We start from the raw sequence: 22,443 nt of genomic DNA, 5'->3' as shown, positions 1-22,443 counted from the left end.
GCACTGCACCGCTGGCGCGAAACACGGCGAATCAGCCGAACCGCTCCACCAGAAAATCGACGAAACTGCGCAGCTTGGGCGAGCGGTAGCGATCCGGCAGGTAGACCACGCTCATCGGCCGGCTGGGCAGTTCGTACTCCGGAAGCAGGCGCACCAGGCGTCCCGCCCGGACATCGGCCTCCAGCAGGATGGCCGGCTGCAGCACGACGCCCAGGCCGTGCAGCGCGGCGGAGCGCAGCGCGTGGCCGTGATTCACCCGCACCCGGCCCGAGACGGGCACGCAATATTCGCCGTCCCCGTCCGCCATGCGCCACCGCAAAAGCGCGGCGGGCGAGAAGGACAGGCACTCGTGCCGGCCGAGGTCTTCCGGCCTGGCTGGCGTGCCCATGCGCGCCAGGTAATCGGGCGAGGCGCAGATCATCAGCCGGTACGGCCCCAGCGGCTTGGCGACCAGGTCCGAATCCGGCAGCCGGCCGACGCGGATGGCCGCCTCGCATCCCTCCTCCGCCAGGTCGACCACCCGGTCCGAAAGATCGATATCGATGCTGACCTGGGGATGGCGGCCGAGGTATTCCGGCAGGGCCGGCATCAGCGCCTCGGCGCCGAAAGTGACGGGCGCCGTGACGCGCAGCTTGCCGGCGGGCGCCAGTTGCAGGTTGTGCGCCTGCGCGTCCGTTTCCGCCACCAGCCGCAGGATTTCCTTGCAGCGCACGTAGTAGTCCTCGCCGAAGGCGGTCAGATGCTGGCGCCGCGTGGTGCGGTTCAGCAGCTTCATGCCCAGCCGCGTCTCCAGCGTGCGAAGGTGGTTGCCGGCCATCGTCGCCGAGATGCCGCTGGCGGCGGCGGCGGCGCTGAGGCTGCCTTTTTCCACGGCCAGGACGTAAACCTCCATGCTGTCGAGCAAATCCATTCAACACTCCGGCTTTCAAATTAATCAATCAAACGCTAGTTTATCTCCTTTTTATTTTAAATAACACTTGTGTCTTTCCCCACTTCGGAGACGCCCCATGAAAGCCATCGAACTCACCGCCCCCGCCCTCACGGCCTTCCGCCGCACCGAACTGCCCGAGCCCAAGGCCGGGCCCGGCGAAGTGCTGGTGCGCCTGCGCGCGGCCGCGCTGAATTTCCTGGACGTGGCCGTCGCCACCGGCAAGTTCCCCGCTGCGGGCTTCCCCATGATCCCGGTCGCCGACGGCGCGGGGGAAGTGGCCGCGCTGGGCGAGGGTGTCGCCAGCCACGCCATCGGCGACCGGGTGGTGCCGCACTTCATGCCCGCCTGGCAGGGCGGCGCCATCACCCCGCGCAACGTGGCCGCGCTGCGCGGCGTTACGCTGCCGGGCTCGCTGGCCGAGTACGTGGCCGTGCCCGCCGCCAGCCTGGTCGCGCTGCCGTCCCACCTGGACTTCATCCAGGGCGCGACGCTGCCCATCGCCGCGACCACGGCCTGGAACGCGGTGCGCTCGGCGCGGGCGCGGCCCGGCTCGGTGGTGGCGCTGCTGGGTACGGGCGGCGTCAGCATCTTCGCCCTGCAGTTCGCCAAGGCCTCCGGCGCGACGGTGATCGTGACCTCGTCGTCCGACGAAAAGCTGGAGCGCGCGCGCCGGCTCGGCGCGGACCACGTGGTCAACTACCGCGCCACCCCGGCCTGGGACGAGGAGGTGCTGACGCTCACCGGCGGGCGCGGCGCGGACCTGGTGGTGGAAACGGTGGGCGGCGCCAACTTCGCGCGTTCGCTGAACGCGGCGGCGGTGGGCGGCACGGTGTTCACGGTGGGCTTCGTCGGCGGCACGGCGGCCTCGATCGACCTGCTGCCGATGATCGTCAAGGCCTTGCGCGTCGTTGGCAACAACACCGGCTCGGTGGCCGACCTGGCGGAGGCGGCGCGGGCCATCGCGGCCCACCGCATCGTGCCGGTCGTCGACCGCGTGTTCGACATCGGCGAGACCGGCGCGGCGTACGCCGAGCTCGCGGCGGGCGGACGGCACTTCGGCAAGCTCGCCATCGCCCATTGAGCCGCGCGCGCGGGCTTCAGCGGCCGCGCATCGCGGCCTCGATCTCGTCGACCGACTTGGGCGCGCCGGCGCTCATCACCTCCCCGCCGGACGGCGTCACCGCGACGTCGTCCTCGATGCGGACGCCGATGTTCCAGTAGCGCTCCGGCACGTCCGGCGCCGGCCTGATGTACAGACCGGGTTCGACGGTGAGCGTCATGCCGGGACGAAGCACGCGCCAGGCCTCCCGCCCCGGCTCGCGGTAGCCGCCGACGTCATGCACGTCCATGCCCAGCCAGTGGCTGGTGCGGCACATGAAGAAGCGGCGGTAACCGCCGCCGGCGACGACGTCGTCGGCCGATCCCGCTTGGTCGCCCTTCAGCAGCCCCGTGTCCAGCATGCCTTGCGCCAGCACGCGCACGGCGGCCTCGTGCGGCGACATGACATGGGCGCCGGCACGGACCGCTGCGATCGCGGCGAGCTGGGCCTCCAGGACGATGTCGTAGATCTCCCTTTGGGCCGGTGAAAACACGCCATTGGCGGGAAAGGTGCGCGTGATGTCCGACGCGTAGCCGTCGTACTCGCAGCCCGCGTCGATGAGCAGGAGCTCGCCGTCCCGCAGCCGTGTCCGCCCGGGATTGTGATGCAGCACGCAGGCGTTCGCTCCCGCCGCGACGATGGACGGATAGGCCGGCGCCGCCGCGCCCTGGCGATGGAATTCGTAAATCAGCTCGGCCTCGATCTGGTATTCCGCCAGTCCAGGGCGCGTGGCCCGCATGGCGCGCAGATGCGCCTCGGCTGAAATGGCCGCCGCGCGCCGCATGACGCCGAGTTCGTCGCCGCTCTTGAGCAGCCGCATTTCATCCATGATCATGTTCACGTCGTGCGTGACCGAGGGAACGCGCACGCCGGCGCGCGCGCCGCGCCGCAGGCCATGCAGCCACCCATGCAGGCGGTCGTCGAAGGCGGCGTCGCGTCCCATGCCGGCGTACAGCGCGGGCGCCTCGGCCAGCAGCGTCGGCAGCACATCGTCAAGCGCCGAGATGGCGAAGGCCTCGTCGAAACCGTAATGCCCGCGCGCGCCCTCCGGACCGTGACGGAAGCCATGCCAGATTTCACGCTCGGGGTCCTTGTCGCGGCAGAACAGGATGGCGCGGGATCGGGCGCCGGCCACCAGCACGATCACGGCGTCCGGTTCCGTGATGCCGGACAGGTAGTGGAAGTAGCTGTCGTGCCGGAACGGGTACTCGACATCGTTGTTGCGCATGACTTCGGTGGCGGTGGGGATGACGGCGACGCCGCCACCGTTCGCGCGCATCCGTTCGATCAGCTGCGCGCGTCTGGCGTGGTAGGGCTGCATTCATGCTCCTTCGAGTGAGGGGAAAAGCCGCCACCGCAGGTTGACCCCGAGGCTGGCGATGACGATCAGCGCGAAGCCGGCGACTTGCGCCGCGCCGACGAGATGGCCGTAGGCGAGGAAGTCCACCACGACCGCCGTGGCCGGATAAACGAAGGTCAGCACCGCGATCGCTGCCGTCTCCATGCGCGGCGTGGCGCCGTAGATCAGGACATAGGCGAGCGCGGTGGGGAACAGGCCCAGTCCCAGCAGCCAGGCCCACTGCGCGGCCCCGATGCCGCCGGCGGGTGGGGTGACGAAGCCGGCCGTCAGCACGGCGCCGGCGACGCAGTGGATCAAGGCCGTCAACTGGGGCGGCATGCCGCGGATGGCGCGCGTCGTCAGCGTGACACCCGCGTAGGCGACGGCGCCGGCGAGCGTGCAGGCGATGCCGATCAGATAGCCAGCGTCCAGCGGCGTGCCGGGACCCAGTCCGCAGGCCAGCACCAGGCCCGCGAAGCCGACGCCGACCCAGGCGTAGTTGTCCGCGCCGACGCGCTCCTTGAGCAGCGCCGAGCCGAGGATCAGGACCAGGAAGGGCTGCACGTGGAACACGATGGTCGCCACCGAGATGCCGACGCGGCGCATCGCCTCGAGGAACGCCACCCAGTTCACGCACATCAGCACGCCGCTCAGCAGCGCGAGCCCCAGGCTCTTGGCCGGCATGTTTCCCCGCGCCAGCATGCCCTTGCACGCGCAGTACAGCGCCAGCGCCGCCGCGCCGAACACGCACCGGAAAAACACCGTCGCCACCGGCGCCAGCCCCGCCTCCTCGACGAAGACGCCCAGCGTGCCAAGCATGGCCATCGCGGCCGCGAAGGGTAAGGCGGGATGGGACATCGCTGTGCTCCGGTTGGCTGTTTCAAGCTATGATCGGGGAAGCGGATGCATCAGACAAACTGATTAAATTGATGATATTGATTCGATATTCGAAACCATGGACCACGCCGAGTTGAACCTGAGCCAGCTGCGCACCTTCGTCGCCGCGGCGGACCATATGAGCTTCATCGGCGCGGCGGACGCCGTGCACCGCTCGCAGGCCGCCGTGAGCATGCAGATCATGAAGCTCGAGGAGGCGGTCGGCCAGGCGCTGTTCGCGCGGCACACGCGCCGCATCGAACTCACCGCCGCCGGCGAGCGCCTGCTGCCGTACGCGCGCCAGATGCTGCACATGGAGTCGCAGGCCGTGGCGGCGCTGCGCACGCAGGAGGTGGTGGGGCGCGTGGTGCTCGGGGCGCCGGACGACTACGTGTCCTCGCTGCTGCCGCCCGTGCTGGAGCGCTTCGCCCAGCTGTTCGCCAACGTGGAGATCGAGCTGGTCTGCCTGCAAAGCCTGCTGCTGAAACCCATGCTGCAAAAGGGGCGGATCGACCTGGCCTTCGTCACGCGCGACGACGACATGACGGGTGCCTTCATCCGGCGCGAGCCGATGGTGTGGGTGGGTTCGCCGCGGCACGCGGTGTGGAACAAGTCGCCGCTGCCGGTCGCGCTGTACGAGAAGGGATGCGTGGCGCGGGCGCACACGCTGCGGGCGCTGGAGAAGAGCGGCAAGCCGTACTGCGCGACCTACAGCAGCCCCAGCCTGCTGGGCATCCTGGCCATGGTCGAGGCGGGGCTGGCGGTGGCGGCGCTGGCCGAATGCAGCGTTCCGCCGCACTTGGCGCGGCTGGGCAAGGCGGAGGGGCTGATGCCGGTCGAGCCGCTGGATATCGTGCTGATCAAGGGACGCAAGAACGGCTCGCCGGCGGCGGAGTGCCTGGCCAGCGAGATCATGGCGGCGTTGAGCCTGGCGCGGGGATAGGCAATGTTCCGGAGGCATATCTGGCCACGGCGAAGCACGGCGGCGATGTCTTCCACCACCCGCCCCCCTTGGACTTGGCCAAGGCATTCACGTAGGATGCATCGCGGATCGCCCGTGGCCGAGAATGCGGGTCGAGTGCTTACGTTCCTCTGGAGAGGAAAAGCGGTTGGCATCTCCGGCGCGATCCAGCATTTGGCGGGCATGAAGGACTCCAAGGTCGTTGTCGCCATCTTTAGAAACCTTGCTATGATGCGGACAGGGCGCTTGGCAAGCGTTCGGGCTTCATGAAAGTTCAACTAATAGTGGCATAATGCAAGAGATATATAAGAAGGCGCTGCTCTCACTCATTGTCCTCGTGGCGGCGAATGCGCTGATGGTGTCTTTTTTCACTTATCAGAGCTATCGCTCCCTTTCCCTGTTGCCTTGGGCGGGAGGCGGGGTTCGCCTGGAGGCGGCCGGTTGGACGGATAGCGGGATGGGCGGCACCTCGATCGTCCGCATCCACGATGACCAGCCGGACAAACTGCGTTTCGACATGAAACTGACGAAAGCGGTGGCGTTCCCGTTCGCTACTGCCGACCTGATGCTCATCGACGCGAAAGGACAGCAAGTGCTGGCGGACTGGTCGAGGTACACCAGCATCACCTTCCTGGCCAAATGCACTCCCTCGAATTCGATGGTATTTTCCCTTACCACCTTCGACGAGAAGATCTCGAAGAAGGCCGACTTCCAAACCTACCGGGTTCCGGCCACCTATTTCTCCTGCAATAAGAAAGGGGTGCCGGTTTCCCTGGACCTGACCCGGCTCGCCCTGCCTGACTGGTGGCTCAACAAGATGAAGCTGGACATGTCGAGCCAGGGTTATACCCTCGACAAGGTGGCAAAGCTTTCCTTCGGCGCCAATTTGAATAGTCCCCCGGACGTCGATTCCCAAGTGGAAATCAGCGAACTCGTGCTGCATGGTCGCGACTATCACTCTTTCGCATGGCTGGCCGTGGCGCTGTTGGCCAGCTGGGCCGTATTTGCGGTCTGGTTTTTCCGGGCCCATTCACGCGCGCTGGTTGCCAGCGTGGCGACCAGCCTGAGAAAAGATGTTCCCCTGGCTGCCTACCGTCAATTAACCCTGGAACCGTATAAGGATAAGGAAAAGGCGGGGCTTCTGAAATACATTGGCACCAATTACACCGATACCAACCTGGTCTTGGAGTCGGTTGTTACCGCGACCGGGGTCAATCGAACCAAAGTCAATGATCTATTGAAATCGGAACTGGGCATGACTTTCACCGGTTACCTGAATAAATTGCGGCTGACGGAAGCGGCCCGCTTACTGTCCGAAAATAGCGGCGCCACGATCCTGGAGATCGCGTATTCCGTTGGTTATGCCAATGTTTCCTACTTCAATAAGTTGTTCAAGGAAGAATATGGCTGCACCCCGAAAGTGTTTCGATCGATTTCGGCGCAACAACCAGCCCCCGTCGAGGATTTCCCGGCGAAGTCAGCGGCGGACTCGCCGCCCTGACCCCTTCCACTCCTGACAGTACCACTCGCAATTTCTACAGTTTTATAGAGGTTTCGCTTGTATCGTTAGATTCTCTTGGCCCCGCTACCTATGCTCGGGCTGTCGGTCGGCGTCCGTCGTCGAGAAAACGCACTGAAAAAACGCACTGAATTCCATTTCACATATGTGAAACAGTGGGTATGTGCGCCGATATGCTCCTGCTATAAAAATACAAATGGAGAGCCGATCATGCACTTCGGTTTTTTGTATGCACAGGTGCGGCTGTTTTCTCTCGCACCTGGAGCCAGACCCCATCCGCCGGGCTTGACGATTTGAAACTTTAGCGTGTTTTTTGCGGCATGGATTTGCACGATGTCCCCACTTTTTTTGCGAGTGATTTAGAATGAAAACAAAGCACGTAACACACAAGCCACTGTTGCCGGGCAAGGCAATGATGGCGGCCGCCGCGGCGTTCACCGTATTCTTTGGCTCGGCGGGCAATAGCTGGGCTCAAAAGTTTGAAGGCTTGGCCGACACCCCGCCAATGGGCTGGAACAGCTGGAACAAATTCGCCTGCGATATCGACGAACGCCTGATCCGCGAGACCGCCGATGCCATGGTCAAGACGGGCTTGAAGGACGCCGGCTACCAGTACGTGAACATTGACGATTGCTGGCACGGCCAGCGCGACGCCAACGGCAATATCCATCCCGACCCCAAGCGCTTCCCATCCGGCATCAAGGCGCTGGCGGACTATGTGCATGGCAAGGGACTCAAGCTGGGCATCTACTCGGACGCCGGCGACACCACCTGCGGCGGCCGTCCCGGCAGCCGCGGCTACGAGTATCAGGATGCGCGGACCTATGCGAGCTGGGGCATCGATTACGTCAAGTACGACTGGTGCAACACCCCGCTCTTGAACGCCGAAGCGGCCTACACCACGATGCGCGACGCGATCGCCAAGGCGGGCCGTCCGATGGTGTTCAGCATATGCGAATGGGGCATGAGCAAGCCGTGGGAGTGGGCCGGCAAGGTCGGCCATCTGTGGCGCACCACGCCCGATATCTATAATTGCTTCGACTGCCAGTTCAGTCCCGGTCTCTCGACTGGTCTGGGCGTGCTGCGCATCCTCGACAAGCACGCTGACGCAAACCTGCGCAAGTTCGCAGGGCCCGGCCGCTGGAACGATATGGACATGCTCGAAGTGGGCAACGGCATGAGCGAGGATCAAGACCGCGCCCATATGTCGATCTGGGCCATGATGGCCTCGCCCCTCATCCTGGGCAACGACCTGCGTACCATGTCCGAGTCGACCCGCCGCATCCTGACCAACCCCGGCGTGATCGCGGTGAACCAGGACAAGCTGGGTGTGCAGGCGCTGCGCGTCCTGGCCGACGGTCCGCTGGAGGTCTATGCCAAGCCGCTCGACGGCGGCCAATGGGCACTGATGTTCCTGAACCGCTCCAACCAGCCTGCCGACATTCACCATGACTGGAAGAAGCAAGTCCTGATCGATGATCTGAACCAGCGATCGGTCGATTTCAAGGAGAACGTCTACCAGTGGTCCGACCTGTGGAGCAAGAAGACGGGCGACACCAGCCGCAAACTGGAAGCGAAGCTGGCGCCGCACAGCGTGCTGATGCTGCGCCTGACCGGCCCTGCGAAACCATAGGGCGCGCCCGGCCGCGCGCGCGCAAGGAGTCCTTACCTGACGATGCCCTTGCCAAGCGCGGCCCAGTAGATGCGACATGACGGGCGCCCTCATCCGGCGCGAGCCGATGGTGTGGGTGGGTTCGCCGCGGCATGTGGAACAAGTCGCCGCTGCCGGTCGCGCTGTACGAGAAAGGGACGCAAGAACGGTTCGCCGGCGGCTGAGTGCCTGGCCAGCGAGATCATGACGGCGTTGAGCCTGGCGCGGGGATAGGACCGGTTCAAGCTGGATTCAACTCGGCTACCTGGATTAGAAACTTTTCTGAAGCCCCTCTCATTCCTTCGGAAATGGCATCCCATGTTCGGGGTGGAAAGTCCTCGGGTAATCGCGCTTCAACGCGGTCCAAGCTTTCATTGATGCTCTCCGCCAGTCCAACCATGGCGTCCCACACTGCGGTGCCACCGCTCTTCAATGCCAGTTGATGCCAATGCCTGGCGAGAATTGTGTGGTAGGACTTGTGCACATTCTTCGAGCGCAGCACCATCGCGGGACCGGCGCGCCACTGGTTGAACTGATTCGGGCCACTTCCATAATAAGGGTACATCGATAAGACATCGTATAAGGGTGTCATTTCATACGCATCGCCCGGTTGCAGGAAGATGGAAAAATTCTTGGCATGGCCATCTGTTGCCGCCAGCAGAAAAAAAGCGAATTGCGCCAGCAAAAATAGCGTCGCGTCACCTCTGTCCAGGCTTCCTTTAAGGAGCTCGACACATGTGGCGATCCCTGGACCACCGGCGGCCTCGTATTTTTTATCTGGAGGCAATCCCATCGCTTGGCAGAAGTCTTCTTGAGGCAAACGGGCAATCCAGGCATGCTCATCCATCCATGCGCGGTCAAACCTTTCGACGATCAGGATCGCTTGCCCGTCAAATTTCTCCATTGACGTTTGCGCCACGGGAAACCCAAGCTCGGCCATGATCTGGGCACACAGCCATTCATTCTGTACCGAGTCCGATGCGTCGACTCGCTTCGATCCGCCGATGAGCCCAAGGGGCAATTTGAAGATATGCGTCGTGGGCGTGGCGCCATGAGGGCGGCACCAATCCCCTCCATACCAGATAAGGGCTGTTTTTTCTTGCGCCCCTGCGATCGAGATGCGAAACAGATCATCGTCATGCACGCCTTCCGGCATGGATTCGGAAGGGACCGCCTGTAAAATTTCTACAATTTCCCCTTCGGTAAGAGGCTCGCAAGTGATGCGATCCCAGCCTTCGGGAGCGATACCCTCGGGCAGCAGTTGGACGGCGCCTACGCAATCGCGTCCAATGGCCTCCAATAGATCAAAGGTATCGGCGGATTTTGTCTTGAAGCGAGCCCCCAGACGAGATCGTATCTTGTCATTGTCTGGCAAGAGATTATCAAAATAACTACTTACCACGTCCCCTTTGGTTTCCAGTGAGCTACTTATCGGTATGGATTGTGACAAGGACCGGCACCTCGGAGATTCCAACCATGACGGCACATAGCGGAAGGCATGTGCCGCCCGAGACACAGTCCATGCGCCGACGTGCTCGCCATTCATCCAGATATTCAGAGTTTGAGTCACCATGTCCCCTTCTTGGGACGGACAATGAAATTACGTCTCGCAGTCGGTTGAACGTCACTACTGGGGTTGAGAGCTCGCGGAGCCTCCAGTACAGGCGCGGATTTTGTCGCAGGGACATACCCTGTCGCGGCGGGCGACTTCGGGACACCGCGCCCTGCGCTTCCTGCGATGGTCGGCGCATGCGAAGTAGACAAGTCTTCGTTCAAGACTATCGTGACCCCGAGTGTAGACAGTAATTGCATCAGTTGTTCAAATCTGACCAAGCCTGGGTTCGCTTCGATTTCTGCAATGCGCGCTTGACTGACCCCAATCATTTCGCCGAGTTGAGCTTGGGTCAGGCCACGCGCCTTCCTCAGAGCCTTTATATGCTGACGTAGTTGCGCGGCAAAGCGTATGGGGAAGTTGGTAGCCATGAGTTCAATTTATAGGCCAAAGCCTATAATGTCAAGATACTTGCTTTAACTTATATTTTCACAATATCGGCTCTAGCTGATTTTTAGAATTTATAAGCTATCGCCCATAGATGAACTCAGAATTTCCCGTAAAAAGAAAAAACCCCTACAACTTCATCAAGTTGCAGGGGTTTTTTTCACTACACGTTGTACGCCTTAGAACGGAATATCGTCATCCATATCCGAGAAGTTCGGCGCTGGACGCGCGGCCGGACGCGGGGCCGGCGCGGGGGCCGGGGCCGGACGCGGGGCAGGACGGGCCGGCGGCGCGTCGTAGCCGCCGCCGTCATCGCCACCCATCGAGTCGCCGCCGCCCATGCCGGCGCGGCCGCCCAGCATTTGCATCTGCTCGGCGATGATGTCGGTCGCGTACTTCTCGACGCCGTCCTTGTCGGTGTACTTGCGGGTCTGCAGGCGGCCCTCGACGTAGACCGACGAGCCTTTTTTCAGGTACTGGCCGACGATCTCGGCCAGGCGGCCGAAGAAGGAGATGCGGTGCCACTCGGTCTGCTCTTTCTGCTCGCCGGTGTTACGGTCTTTCGACTTGTACGAGGTCGCTACGGCAATGTTGGCGATCGCATCACCGCTAGGCATGTAGCGAATTTCCGGATCGCGGCCCAGATTGCCGACGATGATGACTTTGTTGACTGATGCCATGTAAAACTCCTGATGAATGCGGCCGCCAGGGGCGGGCTGTGTTGAGCTAAACAGCGATTATAAGCCAAGCCACCCCCGGCCTGATTTTTTTCAGGGGGCGCTTGAAGTCTTGAATACTGGTATTATATACAGTATTTGCCGTTCGCCAGCCTGATCCGGGTCAATCACCAGAGGGCGGCGCGCGGCAAACCCGGCTATAGTGTCGGGTTGACCGTTTCGGCCCCATATTACCCTCAGGCACAGACAATGGAACTGATCCGCATTCGCGGTGCACGCACGCACAACCTCAAAAACATCAACCTCGATCTGCCGCGCAACAAGCTGATCGTGATCACCGGGCTGTCCGGTTCCGGCAAGTCGTCGCTGGCGTTCGACACGTTGTACGCGGAAGGCCAGCGCCGCTATGTGGAGTCGCTGTCGGCGTATGCGCGCCAGTTCCTGCAACTGATGGAAAAGCCGGACGTGGACTTGATCGAGGGCCTGTCGCCCGCCATTTCGATCGAGCAGAAGGCCACCTCGCACAACCCGCGCTCGACCGTCGGCACGGTCACCGAGATCCACGATTACCTGCGCCTGCTGTACGCGCGCGTCGGCACGCCCTACTGCATCAACCACCCGACGCACGCGCTGGCGGCGCAGACGGTGTCGCAGATGGTGGACGCGGTGCTGGCCATGCCCGAGGGCACCAAGCTGATGATACTGGCGCCGGTGGTGGCCAACCGCAAGGGCGAGCACGTGGACCTGTTCGAGCAGATGCAGGCGCAGGGCTTCGTGCGCTTCCGCGTGCAGAGCGGCACGCACGACGCCAAGATCTACGAGGTGGACGACCTGCCCAAGCTGAAGAAGACGGAAAAACACACCATCGACGTGGTGATCGACCGCGTGAAGGTGAACGCGGAGATCAAGCAGCGCCTGGCGGAGAGCTTCGAGACGGCGCTGCGCCTGGCCGACGGCCGCGCCATCGCCTACGAGATGGACGGCGGCGCCGAGCACGTGTATTCAAACAAGTTCGCCTGCACCGAGTGCGGCTATTCGCTGCAGGAGCTGGAGCCGCGGCTGTTCTCGTTCAACAACCCGATGGGCGCCTGCCCCGAGTGCGACGGCCTGGGCCACATCGAGTTCTTCGACCCGCGCCGCATCGTGGCCTTCCCCAACCTGTCGCTCGCCTCCGGCGCCGTGAAGGGCTGGGACCGCCGCAACCAGTTCTATTTCCAGATGCTGACCGCGCTGGCGGCCTACTACGAGTTCGACCTGGACACGCCGTTCGAGCAGTTGCCGAAGAACGCGCAGGAGGCCGTGCTGCACGGCTCCGGCAAGCAGGCGATCCCCTTCGCCTACGTCAACGAGCGCGGCCGCACGGTGGTCAAGGAACACACCTTCGAGGGCGTGGTCAACAACCTGTCGCGCCGCTACCGCGAGACCGATTCGATGGCCGTGAAGGAGGAGCTGGCCAAGTTCATCAACGAGAAGGAATGCCCGTCCTGCGCCGGCGCCCGCCTGCGGGTGGAGGCGCGTTACGTGAAGGTGGGCCACGGCCGCCAGGAACGTGCGATCTACGAGATCGCCAGGAAGCCGCTGCGCGACGCGCTGGACTTCTTCGAGACGCTGGAGCTGACCGGCTCGAAGAAGGAGATCGCCGACCGCGTGGTCAAGGAGATCATTTCGCGCCTGAAGTTCCTGAACAACGTGGGCCTGGACTACCTGTCGCTGGACCGCAGCGCGGACACCTTGTCCGGCGGCGAGGCGCAGCGCATCCGCCTGGCGTCGCAGATCGGCTCCGGCCTGACGGGCGTGATGTACGTGCTGGACGAGCCGTCCATCGGCCTGCACCAGCGCGACAACGACCGCCTGATCGAGACGCTGAAGCACCTGCGCGACATCGGCAACAGCGTGCTGGTGGTGGAGCACGACGAGGACGCGATCCGCACCGCCGACTACATCGTCGACATGGGCAAGGGCGCGGGCGTGCACGGCGGCGACGTGATCGCCTCCGGCTCGCTGAAGGACATCCTGAAGAACAAGGAATCCCTGACCTCGCAGTACCTGAGCGGCGCGATGAGGATCGAGGTGCCGAAGAAGCGCCATCCGTTCAACGAGGAGCGCCAGCTGGTGATCACCGGCGCCACCGGCAACAACCTGAAGAAGGTCACGCTGCAGCTGCCGGTCGGGCTGATGACCTGCATCACCGGCGTGTCCGGTTCCGGCAAGTCCTCGCTGATCAACGACACGCTGTACCCGGCCCTGTCGCGCCACCTGTACGGCTCGCAGACGGAGCCGTCGGCGCACGACAGCATCAGCGGCCTGGAGCACTTCGACAAGGTGATCGCGGTGGACCAGGCGCCGATCGGCCGCACGCCGCGCTCGAACCCGGCCACCTACACCGGCCTGTTCACGCCGATCCGCGACCTGTTCTCGACGGTGCCGACCGCCAAGGAGCGCGGCTACAGCGCCGGCCGCTTCTCGTTCAACGTGAAGGGCGGCCGCTGCGAGGCTTGCCAGGGCGACGGCGTGATCAAGGTGGAGATGCACTTCCTGCCCGACGTGTACGTTCCGTGCGACGTCTGCCACGGCAAGCGCTACAACCGCGAGACGCTGGAGGTGCACTACAAGGGCAAGAACATCACCGAGGTGCTGGACATGACGGTGGAGGACGCGCACGAGTTCTTCAAGCCGGTGCCGCTGATCGCGCGCAAGCTGCACACGCTGCTGGACGTGGGCCTGGGCTACATCAAACTGGGGCAGAGCGCCACCACCTTGTCCGGCGGCGAGGCGCAGCGCGTGAAGCTGTCGCTGGAGCTGTCCAAGCGCGACACGGGACGCACGCTGTACATCCTGGACGAGCCGACCACCGGCCTGCACTTCCACGACATCGACCTGCTGCTGAAGGTGATCCACCGCCTGCGCGACCAGGGCAACACGCTGGCCATCATCGAGCACAACCTGGACGTGATCAAGACGGCGGACTGGATCGTGGACCTGGGTCCGGAGGGCGGCGCGGGCGGCGGCCAGATCATCGCCGCCGGCACGCCGGAGGACGTGGCGGAGAACCCGGCCAGCGTCACCGGCAAGTACCTGGTGCCGCTGCTGGGCAAGCCCGCCAAGGCGAAGAAGAAATAAGGCCGATGGCCTCTCAGCCCGCGGCGGCCACCGCGCGGTTGGTGTTCCACTTGGCGCCGACCGCGATGCGGGGCCGGCGCGCCCAGTAGCGCCACGACACGCCGCCGCCGGCCAGCCAGGCCTCCAGCTGGCTGAAGCGGTCGAAGCCCCAGAACGGTTCGCCGTCCGCGATCACGAAGGGCGAGCCGAACACGCCGCGCTCCAGCGCCGCCGCGTTCGCCAGCTTCAAACGTTCCTTGCCCTCGGCCGACCGCATGCCCTCCTCCAGCCCCGGGCCGATGCCCAGCTCGGCCGCCAGCGCCAGCAGCGCCTGCGGGGAATCGATGTCCTTGCGCTCGGCGAAGTAGGCGCGGTAGCAGCGCTTGGCGAAACGCACGGCCAGGTCGTGGCCATGCGTCTCGCGTATCCACAACATGGCCCGGGGCGCCGCCAGCAGCAGCTCGGGGAACGCGGCCGGCTGGCGGTAGACGATGCCGTGCTGGCGCGCGGTGCGGTCGATGTCGTGCAAGACATACGTCCCCTTGACCGGCACCAGTGGCAGCGGCGTGCCGCCGGTGGCCTGGAACATGGCGGCCATCAGAATCGGCGTCCAGCGCACCTCGCGCCGGTGGCGCGCCGCCAGCTCGTCGATGCAGGTGGCGGCGAAGTAGCCGTAGGGCGACGCGAAGTCGAAATAGAAGTCGATGGGTTCCATGGCGGGGCCTCGCCTAGACGAGGTCGAAGTCGTCATTGCTGTCGGGCAGGGAACGCAGCGCTTGCGCCAGGCTCGGGCTGAACAGCAGGCAGCAGCCGATGACGGCCAACAGGATTACTTTGGTCATGGTGATCTCCTTTTTCGCACACCTGTGCGAAATATGTTGAAAAAAAACGGCGGCATGGCCCGCCGCCGCCGCGCGGCTGGCGCCGGTGCCGGCGCTCGCGTGGACCCTGATACTGGATGTCATAAGTCACCCCTGGTAGTTGAAGCTCTTGTACGTCGAAATCAGCCGGCTGAACGCCATCTGCATGCGGCGCGGCGCGGCAGGGTCGCGCATGAAGCGCGTGTCGTGCATCAGGCCCACGATCAGGCAATAAATCTCGAACACCAATTGCTCGGCGTCCGTGTCCGGCCGCAGATGGCCCACCTCCACCGCCTGCCGCACCGTCTTGCGCAGCGACGCGCGCCAGCGCTCCACGCCCTGCTGCAAACGGTCTCGCAGCGGCGTCTGCAGGTCGTCGTACTCGAAGGCGCCCGCCGTGTACAGGCAACCGGTGCCGGGCCCGGTCGCGCAGCAGCTCTCGGTCCAGCGTTCCACCTGGGCGGCCAGCCTGGGCAGGCCCGCCGGCAGGCGCAGCGACGGCATGAAGACGTCTTCCGCGAAGCGCCGGTCGGACTCGTCCAGCACCGCCGCCTGCAAGGCCTCCAACGAGCCGACGCGGGAAAACACGCCGCTCTTGCTGATGCCCATGCGTTTCGCCACCTCGCCCAGCGACAGCTTGCCGATGCCGTCGGCGGCCGCCATCTCGTAGGCGGCGGCCAGGATGGCGGCGTAGGTGGCTTCGCTTTTGCTGGAAAGGTTCATCATCATGGAGTCACTTTAGCACACGTGTGCGAAACATGCCAGGAAATCAGCGATCCGCTTCTTGACGCGCGACATGACTTGCGGGACCATCGAAAAGACACCCACCGTCGAAAAGGAACCACATGCCGCATCCAGGATGGCCAGCGTCCATGCCACGCGCGCGACGCGCGGCGTGGGCGGCCGCCCTGCTGGCCTCCCTGCTGACGGTCAGCGCGGCGCGGGCGGACGTGCTGTACTACCCGCGCCCGGAGACGCTGGACGACGAACGGGGCGACTATCCCTTCCAGCTGCTGCAAATGGCGCTGATCAAGGCCGGCAGCCCGCACCAGCTGGTGATGACCCCGCACCACATGCAGCAGAACCGCTCCATCGTCGAGATCATGGCCGCCACCGGCACGCTGCACATCGTGGCCACCATGACGTCCCGGGAGCGGGAGGAAAAGCTGCTGCCGGTGCGCATCCCCATCAGCAAGGGCCTGATCGGCTGGCGCATGCTGCTGGTACGCGCCGATCAGGTCGAGCTGTTCCGTGGCGCGAAAACGCTGGCGGACCTCAAACCCTACAAGTTGGCGCAGGGCCACGACTGGCCGGACCTGGCCATCCTGCGCGGCAACGGCCTGGCGCCGACGCCGGTGTCGACCTACGACAGCCTGTTCGGCATGCTGAAGGCGGGCCGGGTCGACTACGTGCCGAGGGCGGTCAACGAGATCTGGCCGGAGGCGGCGCGGCACAAGGAGCTGGCGGTCGAGCCGCACGTGGTGCTGCACTACCCGACCGCCGACTACTATTTCCTCAACCGCGCCGACGGGCACCTGGCCGAGCAGATACGGCGCGGCCTGGAGTTGGCCATCGCGGACGGCACCATGGACCAGCTGTTCTACCAGCACTACGGCAAGGCGCTGCGCCGCTCGCGGCTGGACAAGCGGCGCGTGCTGGAATTGAAGAACCCGGGGCTGCCGGCGGCGACGCCGCTGGACCGCAAGGAACTGTGGTTCCGCCTGGAGGACCTGCGGCACATCAAATAAAAAAGGCGCGTCCGCGGACGCGCCTTCGTTGCAGCCCTGGACCGCTTAGTTGGCCAGGCGCTTCTCGATTTCAGCCTTGGTGTCGACCAGTTCTTGAGGCAGGTGGTAAGCCAGCTTCTCGAACAGTTCGGCGTGCAGCTTCAGTTCCTCGTTCCAGGCCGCCTTGTCGATCGAGGTGATCTGGTTGAACTGCTCTTGCGTGAAGTTCAGGCCGTCCCAGTTCAGGTCGCCGAATTCCGGCGTCGTGCCGAACACGTTTTCCACGCCGCTGGCCTTGCCTTCGATGCGGTCCAGCATCCATTTCAGCACGCGCATGTTGTCGCCGAAACCAGGCCACACGAACTTGCCCTCGGCGTCGGTGCGGAACCAGTTCACGCAGTAGATCTTCGGCAGCGCGGCCGGGCTGGCCTCGCCCACCTTGCGGCCCAGGTCCAGCCAGTGCTGGAAGTAGTCGCTCATGTTGTAGCCGATGAAGGGCAGCATGGCGAACGGATCGCGGCGCACCACGCCCATCTGGCCGGCGGCGGCGGCGGTGGTTTCCGAGCCCATGGTCGCGGCCATGTACACGCCCTCCACCCAGTTGCGCGCCTCGGTCACCAGCGGCACGGTGGTCGAGCGGCGGCCGCCGAAAATGAAAGCCGAGATCGGCACGCCGGCCGGATCGTCCCAGGCCGGATCGATCACCGGGTTCTGGGTCGCGGCCACGGTGAAGCGGGCGTTCGGGTGGGCGGCCTTGGTGCCGGAGGCCGGCGTCCAGTCCTTGCCCTGCCAGTCGATCAGGTGCGCCGGGGCTTCCTTGGTCAGGCCTTCCCACCACACGTCGCCGTCGTCGGTCAGCGCCACGTTGGTGAAGATGGTGTTCTCGCCCAGGCAAGCCATGCAGTTCGAGTTGGTCTTGGTGTTGGTGCCGGGGGCCACGCCAAAGTAGCCCGCCTCCGGGTTGATCGCGTACAGGCGGCCGTCGGCGCCCGGCTTGATCCAGGCGATGTCGTCGCCGATGGTGGTCACTTTCCAGCCGTTGAAGCTGGCCGGCGGAATCAGCATCGCGAAGTTGGTCTTGCCGCAGGCCGAGGGGAAGGCGGCCGCCACGTAGTGCTTCTTGCCTTCCGGCGATTCCACGCCCAGGATCAGCATGTGCTCGGCCAGCCAGCCCTTGCCGCCCTGTTGCGCGTCCTGGAAGCCCATGTTGGAGGCGATGCGCAGCGCGAAGCATTTCTTGCCCAGCAGCGCGTTGCCGCCGTAACCGGAACCGTAGGACCAGATTTCGCGGGTCTCGGGGAAGTGCACGATGTATTTGGTGGCGTTGCACGGCCACGCCACGTCCTGCTGGCCGGCTTGCAGCGGCGCGCCGACGGTGTGGATCGCCGGCACGTAGTCGCCGTCGGTGCCCAGCACCTCGTACACGGCCTTGCCCATGCGCGTCATGATGCGCATGTTGACGGCGACGTAGGGCGAATCGGACAGTTCCACGCCGATGTGGGCGATCGGCGAACCCAGCGGGCCCATCGAGAACGGCACCACGTACATCGTGCGGCCGGCCATGCAGCCCTCGAACAGGCCGTTCAGCGTGCTGCGCATTTCGGCGGGCGCCATCCAGTTGTTGGTCGGGCCGGCCTCTTCCTTGGTCCGGGAGCAGATGAAGGTGCGGTCCTCCACGCGCGCCACGTCGGTCGGATCCGAGCAGGCCAGGTAGGAGTTGGGGCGCTTCTCGGCGTTCAGCTTCTTCATCGTGCCGGCGGCCACCATCTCGGCGCACAGGCGGTCGTACTCTTCCTGCGAACCGTCGCACCAGTAGATGCGGGCGGGACGGGTCAGCGCGGCCACTTCGGCCACCCAATTGATGAGATTTTGATGTTTGATGTAAGCTGGGGCGTTCACTGCCGCGACGCCACCCATGACGGGCTGATTCATAGTACCTCCAATGCCAATAAAGAATTCTTGTCTTGTCCCGGCACGGCAGGATCGTCGTCAGCTTTTGGCTTGCGCTCGGGAAGACATTCGTTAATGCTTCGGCGGTACGGCGGTCTTGTCGGTAAGTCCGACTATGCGTCAGGACTGATGGAACGTATTGCGGAAGCCCACTGTTGGGCTTCGAAGTTGAAGCGATTGTACACCCGTCCTTGGCCCGTTCCGACAGAAATGTAGGAGAATTGGTTGACTTATGTAGTAGGCTATTCCCGACAATTTTGAATCGTGTTATTTACCTACGAAATGATATTTCCAACCTGACAACACATATGAAAATCGCCATTCTTGACGACTACCAGGACGCAACGCGCACCCTGGATTGCTTCGAGTTGTTAAAAAACCACGAAGTCAAAGTGTTCAACAACACCAGCCGCGGCGTGGGCCAGCTGGCCGCGCGGCTGGCGCCGTTCGACGCGCTGGTGCTGATACGCGAGCGCACCGCCTTCAATCGCGCGCTGCTGGGCAAGTTGCCCAACCTCAAGCTTATTTCCCAGACGGGCAAGGTCAGCGGCCATATCGACGTCGACGCCGCGACCGAACTGGGCATCGCGATCGCCGAGGGCGTCGGCTCGCCGACCGCGCCGGCCGAGCTGACCTGGGCGCTGATCATGGCGGCGCAGCGCAAGATCGTGCCCTACGCCGCGAACCTGCGCAACGGCGTGTGGCAGACGGTCGCCGCCGCGCCGGAGCACAACACGGTGGGCACGGTGCTGAAGGGGCGCACGCTGGGCATCTGGGGCTACGGCAAGATCGGCAAGCTGATCGCCGGCTACGCCCGCGCTTTCGGCATGCAAGTGATGGTGTGGGGCCGCCAAGGCAGCCTGGACGCCGCCAAGGCCGACGGCAACCTGGCCGCCGAGTCGCGCGAGCGGTTCTTCGAACGGGCCGACGTGCTGAGCCTGCACCTGCGGCTGGCGGAGGGCACGCGCGGCATCGTCACGGCGGACGACCTGGCGCGCATGAAACCGGGCGCGCTGTTCGTCAACACCAGCCGGGCCGAGCTGGTGGCCGAGGGCGCGCTGGAGCAGGCGCTGCGGGCGGGGCGTCCCGGCGCCGCCGCGCTGGACGTGTTCACCACCGAGCCGCTGCCGGAGGACTCGCCGCTGCTGCGCATGCCCAACGTGCTGTGCACGCCGCACCTGGGCTACGTGGAAAAGGACAGCTACGAGCTGTACTTCGGCGCCGCCTTCCAGAACCTGGTCGACTTCGCCAACGGCGCATGCAAGACCATCCTCAACCCCGGCTACGCCGCCGCCGTCAAATAGCCCAAGCGAGCTGAGCCCCATTTGGGGCATGGCGGGGACGCCGAGTCACCAAATGGGGCTCAGCTCGCTTTGTGGCGGCGGCAAGTCTACGGGGTTTCGGGAATGCCGCTGAAGTTGGGGCGGGGCTCGGGCATGACGTGGACCTTGGTCCACAGGCCGGACCAGCCCGGCGGCCACGGCAGGTCGGGACCGCTGTACGGCGGCAAGGTGCCGCGCACCGGGATCACCGGCACCGGCGGCATCTCCGTCAGCGGGCCGCCGTCCGGGCGCCGCATGTCCAGGCTGTACATATAACCGGGCAGCAGCGCGTCGCACACGGCGGCGAACCAGGCGGTGTGGTCCTCGTCGCGGCCCAGCGCCTGCGCCAGCCCCTGCGGATCGAACTTCGCCAGCGCGTGGATCAGCTCGTCCGTGGAGGCGCCCGGCATGTCGCCCCAGCCCATCACGGGGTTGACGTTGTAATCGGCGCCGGAGCCGTACCAGCCCTCGCGCCAGGAACGCTGCATCCAGTCGCGCGGACCGGTGAACAGGTGCCAGCGCCAGTGCAGGCCGGACGGCTTGGGCCAGGAGTATAGATAGAGCTTCTGGTAACCCGCCTTGTGCAACTCGCGCACCACCGCCATCAGGCGCGCGTGCGGCATGCGGTCCGGCGGCGCGCGGCGGAACAGGATGGCCTCGCCGTCGGCGAATTGCACCTCGTCGGTGGAGAGGTTCAGGTCCAGCGTGCGCGACTCGCTGCCGAAACGGGCGGCGATCCAGCCGGTCAACAGGTTGACCGCCGTGATCACGCCGTAGCCGCGATGACGGTGGAAAATAACGGTGCCGGGTGCGAGCGCTTTCATGGCGGGTCTTCGGGACAAAGAAACCAGTGTACTCACAGAATACCGAAGTTTCCAGATGAGAGAGCAATGTTTCTCGCGGTTTCACGCGGCGGGCGCTTCACGTTATGATTCGTTCCTATTCGGCTTATTTCCTCGGAACGACATCATGACCCTGCGCATCATCGCCACCGGCGGCACCTTCGACAAACACTACAACGAGCTGAACGGTACGCTGGGCTTCGCGGACAGCCATCTGCCGGAGGCCATCGCCCGCTCGCGCATGACGGTGGACGCCACGCTGGAGCAGCTGCCGCTGCTGGACTCGCTGGACATGCGGGACGCCGACCGCGCCCGCGTGCTGGCCTCCTGCCGCGCCGCGGCGGACAAGGCCATCGTCATCATCCACGGCACCGACACCATGCGCGAAACCGCGGCCGTGCTGGGCGCGGCCGCGCTGGACCAGACCATCGTGCTGACCGGCGCCATGATCCCCTACGAGATCGCCAATTCCGACGCGCTGTTCAACCTCGGCTTCGCCTGCGGCGTGGCGCAGGTGCTGCCGGCCGGCGTGTACGTGGCGATGAACGCCCAGGTCTTCCCGTGGGACAACGTGCAGAAAAACCGCGCCGCCGGCGTGTTCCAGACCCTGTAACCGCAAGTAAAAAGGGGTCAGGTTCGGTATTAAAAAAATACCGAACCTGACCCCTTTTTCTTAACGGCGGCTCAGGCCTTGGCTTCGCCGCCCAGGGCTTCGACCACGTCGGTCATCAGCTTGCTCAGCTCGCCCGTCATCAGCATGAAGTCGCCGTCGAAACGCTCGTCGTCGTTGCGGGTGCTCGATTCGGTTTCCTTCAGCACGTCCAGCGGCTTGATGCCCTTCAGCGCCAGCGATTCGGTCAACGTGAACGAGATCTTGCTGTCCCACGTCATCGCCAGGCGGGTGCACTGCTTGCCGGCGGCGATGTGGCGGCGCACCTCGTCCGCCTCCAGCGTGTGGCGCACGTAGCGCACGGCGGCCTTGCTTTCGCCGGTGGCGCGCAGCTCGGTGTCCATGTCCACCGTGAAGCCGGCCGGGGAATCGTCGGCCTGCAGCCATTCGGTCATCACGCCCACCGGCGAGCGCTGCACGCGCAGGCTCTCCAGCGGCATGCGGTCGACCGCCTTCAGCAGCAGCTTGATCACTTCATCGGCCTTGGCCGGGCTGGCGGCGTCCACCACCAGCCAGCCGTTGACCGGGTCGATCCAGGTCCAGACGTTGCCGCGGATCGAGAACGCGCGCGGCAGCAGCTCGTCGGCCACGCGCTCCTTCAGTTCCTTCATGGCTTTCTTGCCCGGAGCGAAACCTTGCGCCTCCTCCATCTCGGCGGCGCGCGCCTTGGCGACCTGGTTGATCACCGTGGCCGGCAGCAGTTTCTTCTCGGTGCCCAGCAGGATCAGCATTTGCTGGTTGACCACATGGACCAGTCCGCCATTGGGCCGCGGCGCGTCCCATCCCTGGCGCAGCAGCTCGTTGCTGCTCGCTGGCGTGAAGGCGTGCGGGCGCAGCGCTTCTTCGAGTTGTTCTGGAGTAAATGCCCACGGCGCGGGCAGTCGGTAAATTTGCAGATTCTTGAACCACATAAGTTTGGTT

General features: G+C 64.5%; 19 protein-coding genes and 1 pseudogene. 9 read left to right on the top strand and 11 right to left on the bottom strand.

Annotated elements, in window-relative coordinates; all coding sequences use genetic code 11:
• Positions 1-31: 31 nt before the first annotated feature.
• Entirely contained in the window at positions 32-910 is an 879-nt protein-coding gene (locus BM436_RS21850; RefSeq protein ID WP_093557646.1) for a LysR substrate-binding domain-containing protein, read from the bottom strand.
• 97 nt (positions 911-1,007) lie between these two features.
• Between BM436_RS21850 and BM436_RS21845 the strand changes: the two genes are divergently transcribed.
• Positions 1,008-2,012: a zinc-dependent alcohol dehydrogenase family protein gene (locus BM436_RS21845; protein WP_093557645.1), complete on the top strand. Its 1,005-nt coding sequence runs from the start codon at positions 1,008-1,010 to the stop codon at positions 2,010-2,012.
• A 16-nt stretch (positions 2,013-2,028) separates the two neighbouring features.
• Here the strand turns inward: BM436_RS21845 and BM436_RS21840 are convergent, their stop codons facing one another.
• Together BM436_RS21840 and BM436_RS21835 are read right to left on the bottom strand one after the other, a co-directional pair.
• On the bottom strand, positions 2,029-3,351 hold the full coding sequence (locus tag BM436_RS21840) for an aminopeptidase P N-terminal domain-containing protein (protein WP_093557644.1): 1,323 nt from the start codon (positions 3,349-3,351) through the stop codon (positions 2,029-2,031).
• Positions 3,352-4,227 carry a DMT family transporter gene (locus BM436_RS21835; RefSeq protein ID WP_093557643.1) on the bottom strand — a complete coding sequence of 292 codons (876 nt, stop codon included), beginning with the start codon at positions 4,225-4,227 and terminating at the stop codon, positions 3,352-3,354.
• Between the two features lie 97 nt (positions 4,228-4,324).
• Here BM436_RS21835 and BM436_RS21830 point away from each other — a divergent pair, with 97 nt between their 5' ends.
• The 4 genes and pseudogenes from BM436_RS21830 to BM436_RS21820 all read left to right on the top strand — a co-directional run bounded on the left by BM436_RS21830 (position 4,325) and on the right by BM436_RS21820 (position 8,358).
• On the top strand, positions 4,325-5,188 hold the full coding sequence (locus BM436_RS21830) for a LysR family transcriptional regulator (protein ID WP_093557642.1): 864 nt from the start codon (positions 4,325-4,327) through the stop codon (positions 5,186-5,188).
• A gap of 162 nt (positions 5,189-5,350) precedes the next feature.
• A pseudogene (locus tag BM436_RS38710) lies at positions 5,351-5,419 on the top strand (electron transfer flavoprotein subunit alpha/FixB family protein); the annotation flags it as partial.
• A gap of 79 nt (positions 5,420-5,498) precedes the next feature.
• Positions 5,499-6,707: a helix-turn-helix domain-containing protein gene (locus BM436_RS21825; protein ID WP_093557641.1), complete on the top strand. Its 1,209-nt coding sequence runs from the start codon at positions 5,499-5,501 to the stop codon at positions 6,705-6,707.
• Between the two features lie 523 nt (positions 6,708-7,230).
• On the top strand, positions 7,231-8,358 hold the full coding sequence (locus tag BM436_RS21820) for a glycoside hydrolase family 27 protein (RefSeq protein WP_229490583.1): 1,128 nt from the start codon (positions 7,231-7,233) through the stop codon (positions 8,356-8,358).
• Between the two features lie 259 nt (positions 8,359-8,617).
• Here the strand turns inward: BM436_RS21820 and BM436_RS21815 are convergent, their stop codons facing one another.
• The 3 genes from BM436_RS21815 to ssb form a co-directional block, all read right to left on the bottom strand.
• Positions 8,618-9,949 (bottom strand): HipA domain-containing protein, encoded by a 1,332-nt coding sequence (locus BM436_RS21815; RefSeq protein ID WP_093557640.1) that lies wholly within the window; start codon positions 9,947-9,949, stop codon positions 8,618-8,620.
• Entirely contained in the window at positions 9,943-10,359 is a 417-nt protein-coding gene (locus tag BM436_RS21810; protein ID WP_093557639.1) for a helix-turn-helix domain-containing protein, read from the bottom strand. Before BM436_RS21810 ends, BM436_RS21815 begins: the two co-directional genes overlap by 7 nt.
• 195 nt (positions 10,360-10,554) lie before the next feature.
• Positions 10,555-11,055, bottom strand: coding sequence for a single-stranded DNA-binding protein (gene ssb, locus BM436_RS21805; protein ID WP_093557638.1), 501 nt, complete (start codon positions 11,053-11,055; stop codon positions 10,555-10,557).
• 246 nt (positions 11,056-11,301) lie between these two features.
• On the opposite strand from ssb, the gene uvrA reads away from it, so the two are divergent.
• Positions 11,302-14,172 (top strand): excinuclease ABC subunit UvrA, encoded by a 2,871-nt coding sequence (gene uvrA, locus BM436_RS21800; RefSeq protein ID WP_093557637.1) that lies wholly within the window; start codon positions 11,302-11,304, stop codon positions 14,170-14,172.
• Between the two features lie 13 nt (positions 14,173-14,185).
• On the opposite strand, the gene BM436_RS21795 is transcribed toward uvrA, so the two are convergent.
• Positions 14,186-14,866 carry a 2-hydroxychromene-2-carboxylate isomerase gene (locus tag BM436_RS21795; protein WP_093557636.1) on the bottom strand — a complete coding sequence of 227 codons (681 nt, stop codon included), beginning with the start codon at positions 14,864-14,866 and terminating at the stop codon, positions 14,186-14,188.
• A gap of 253 nt (positions 14,867-15,119) precedes the next feature.
• The gene (locus BM436_RS21790; protein ID WP_093557658.1) at positions 15,120-15,737 is read right to left on the bottom strand and encodes a TetR/AcrR family transcriptional regulator; all 618 of its coding nucleotides are present in this window, start codon (positions 15,735-15,737) and stop codon (positions 15,120-15,122) included.
• Between the two features lie 146 nt (positions 15,738-15,883).
• Between BM436_RS21790 and BM436_RS21785 the strand changes: the two genes are divergently transcribed.
• Positions 15,884-16,759, top strand: coding sequence for a substrate-binding periplasmic protein (locus BM436_RS21785; protein WP_229490581.1), 876 nt, complete (start codon positions 15,884-15,886; stop codon positions 16,757-16,759).
• A 45-nt stretch (positions 16,760-16,804) separates the two neighbouring features.
• Here the strand turns inward: BM436_RS21785 and BM436_RS21780 are convergent, their stop codons facing one another.
• Entirely contained in the window at positions 16,805-18,670 is a 1,866-nt protein-coding gene (locus BM436_RS21780; protein ID WP_093557635.1) for a phosphoenolpyruvate carboxykinase (GTP), read from the bottom strand.
• A gap of 326 nt (positions 18,671-18,996) precedes the next feature.
• On the opposite strand from BM436_RS21780, the gene BM436_RS21775 reads away from it, so the two are divergent.
• Positions 18,997-19,992 (top strand): D-2-hydroxyacid dehydrogenase family protein, encoded by a 996-nt coding sequence (locus BM436_RS21775; protein ID WP_093557634.1) that lies wholly within the window; start codon positions 18,997-18,999, stop codon positions 19,990-19,992.
• Between the two features lie 86 nt (positions 19,993-20,078).
• Here BM436_RS21775 and BM436_RS21770 read toward each other — a convergent pair whose 3' ends face one another.
• Positions 20,079-20,834, bottom strand: a complete 756-nt coding sequence (locus tag BM436_RS21770) for an L-asparaginase (RefSeq protein WP_093557633.1) — start codon at positions 20,832-20,834, stop codon at positions 20,079-20,081.
• A 145-nt stretch (positions 20,835-20,979) separates the two neighbouring features.
• Between BM436_RS21770 and BM436_RS21765 the strand changes: the two genes are divergently transcribed.
• Positions 20,980-21,465: an asparaginase domain-containing protein gene (locus tag BM436_RS21765; RefSeq protein ID WP_093557632.1), complete on the top strand. Its 486-nt coding sequence runs from the start codon at positions 20,980-20,982 to the stop codon at positions 21,463-21,465.
• 71 nt (positions 21,466-21,536) lie between these two features.
• Here the strand turns inward: BM436_RS21765 and BM436_RS21760 are convergent, their stop codons facing one another.
• Positions 21,537-22,433 (bottom strand): recombination-associated protein RdgC, encoded by an 897-nt coding sequence (locus BM436_RS21760; RefSeq protein ID WP_093557631.1) that lies wholly within the window; start codon positions 22,431-22,433, stop codon positions 21,537-21,539.
• Positions 22,434-22,443: the final 10 nt, after the last annotated feature.

Origin of the sequence: Pseudoduganella namucuonensis (assembly GCF_900116645.1) — a bacterium.
Lineage (GTDB): Bacteria > Pseudomonadota > Gammaproteobacteria > Burkholderiales > Burkholderiaceae_D > Rugamonas > Rugamonas namucuonensis.
This window is presented reverse-complemented; position numbering and strand designations above follow the sequence as displayed.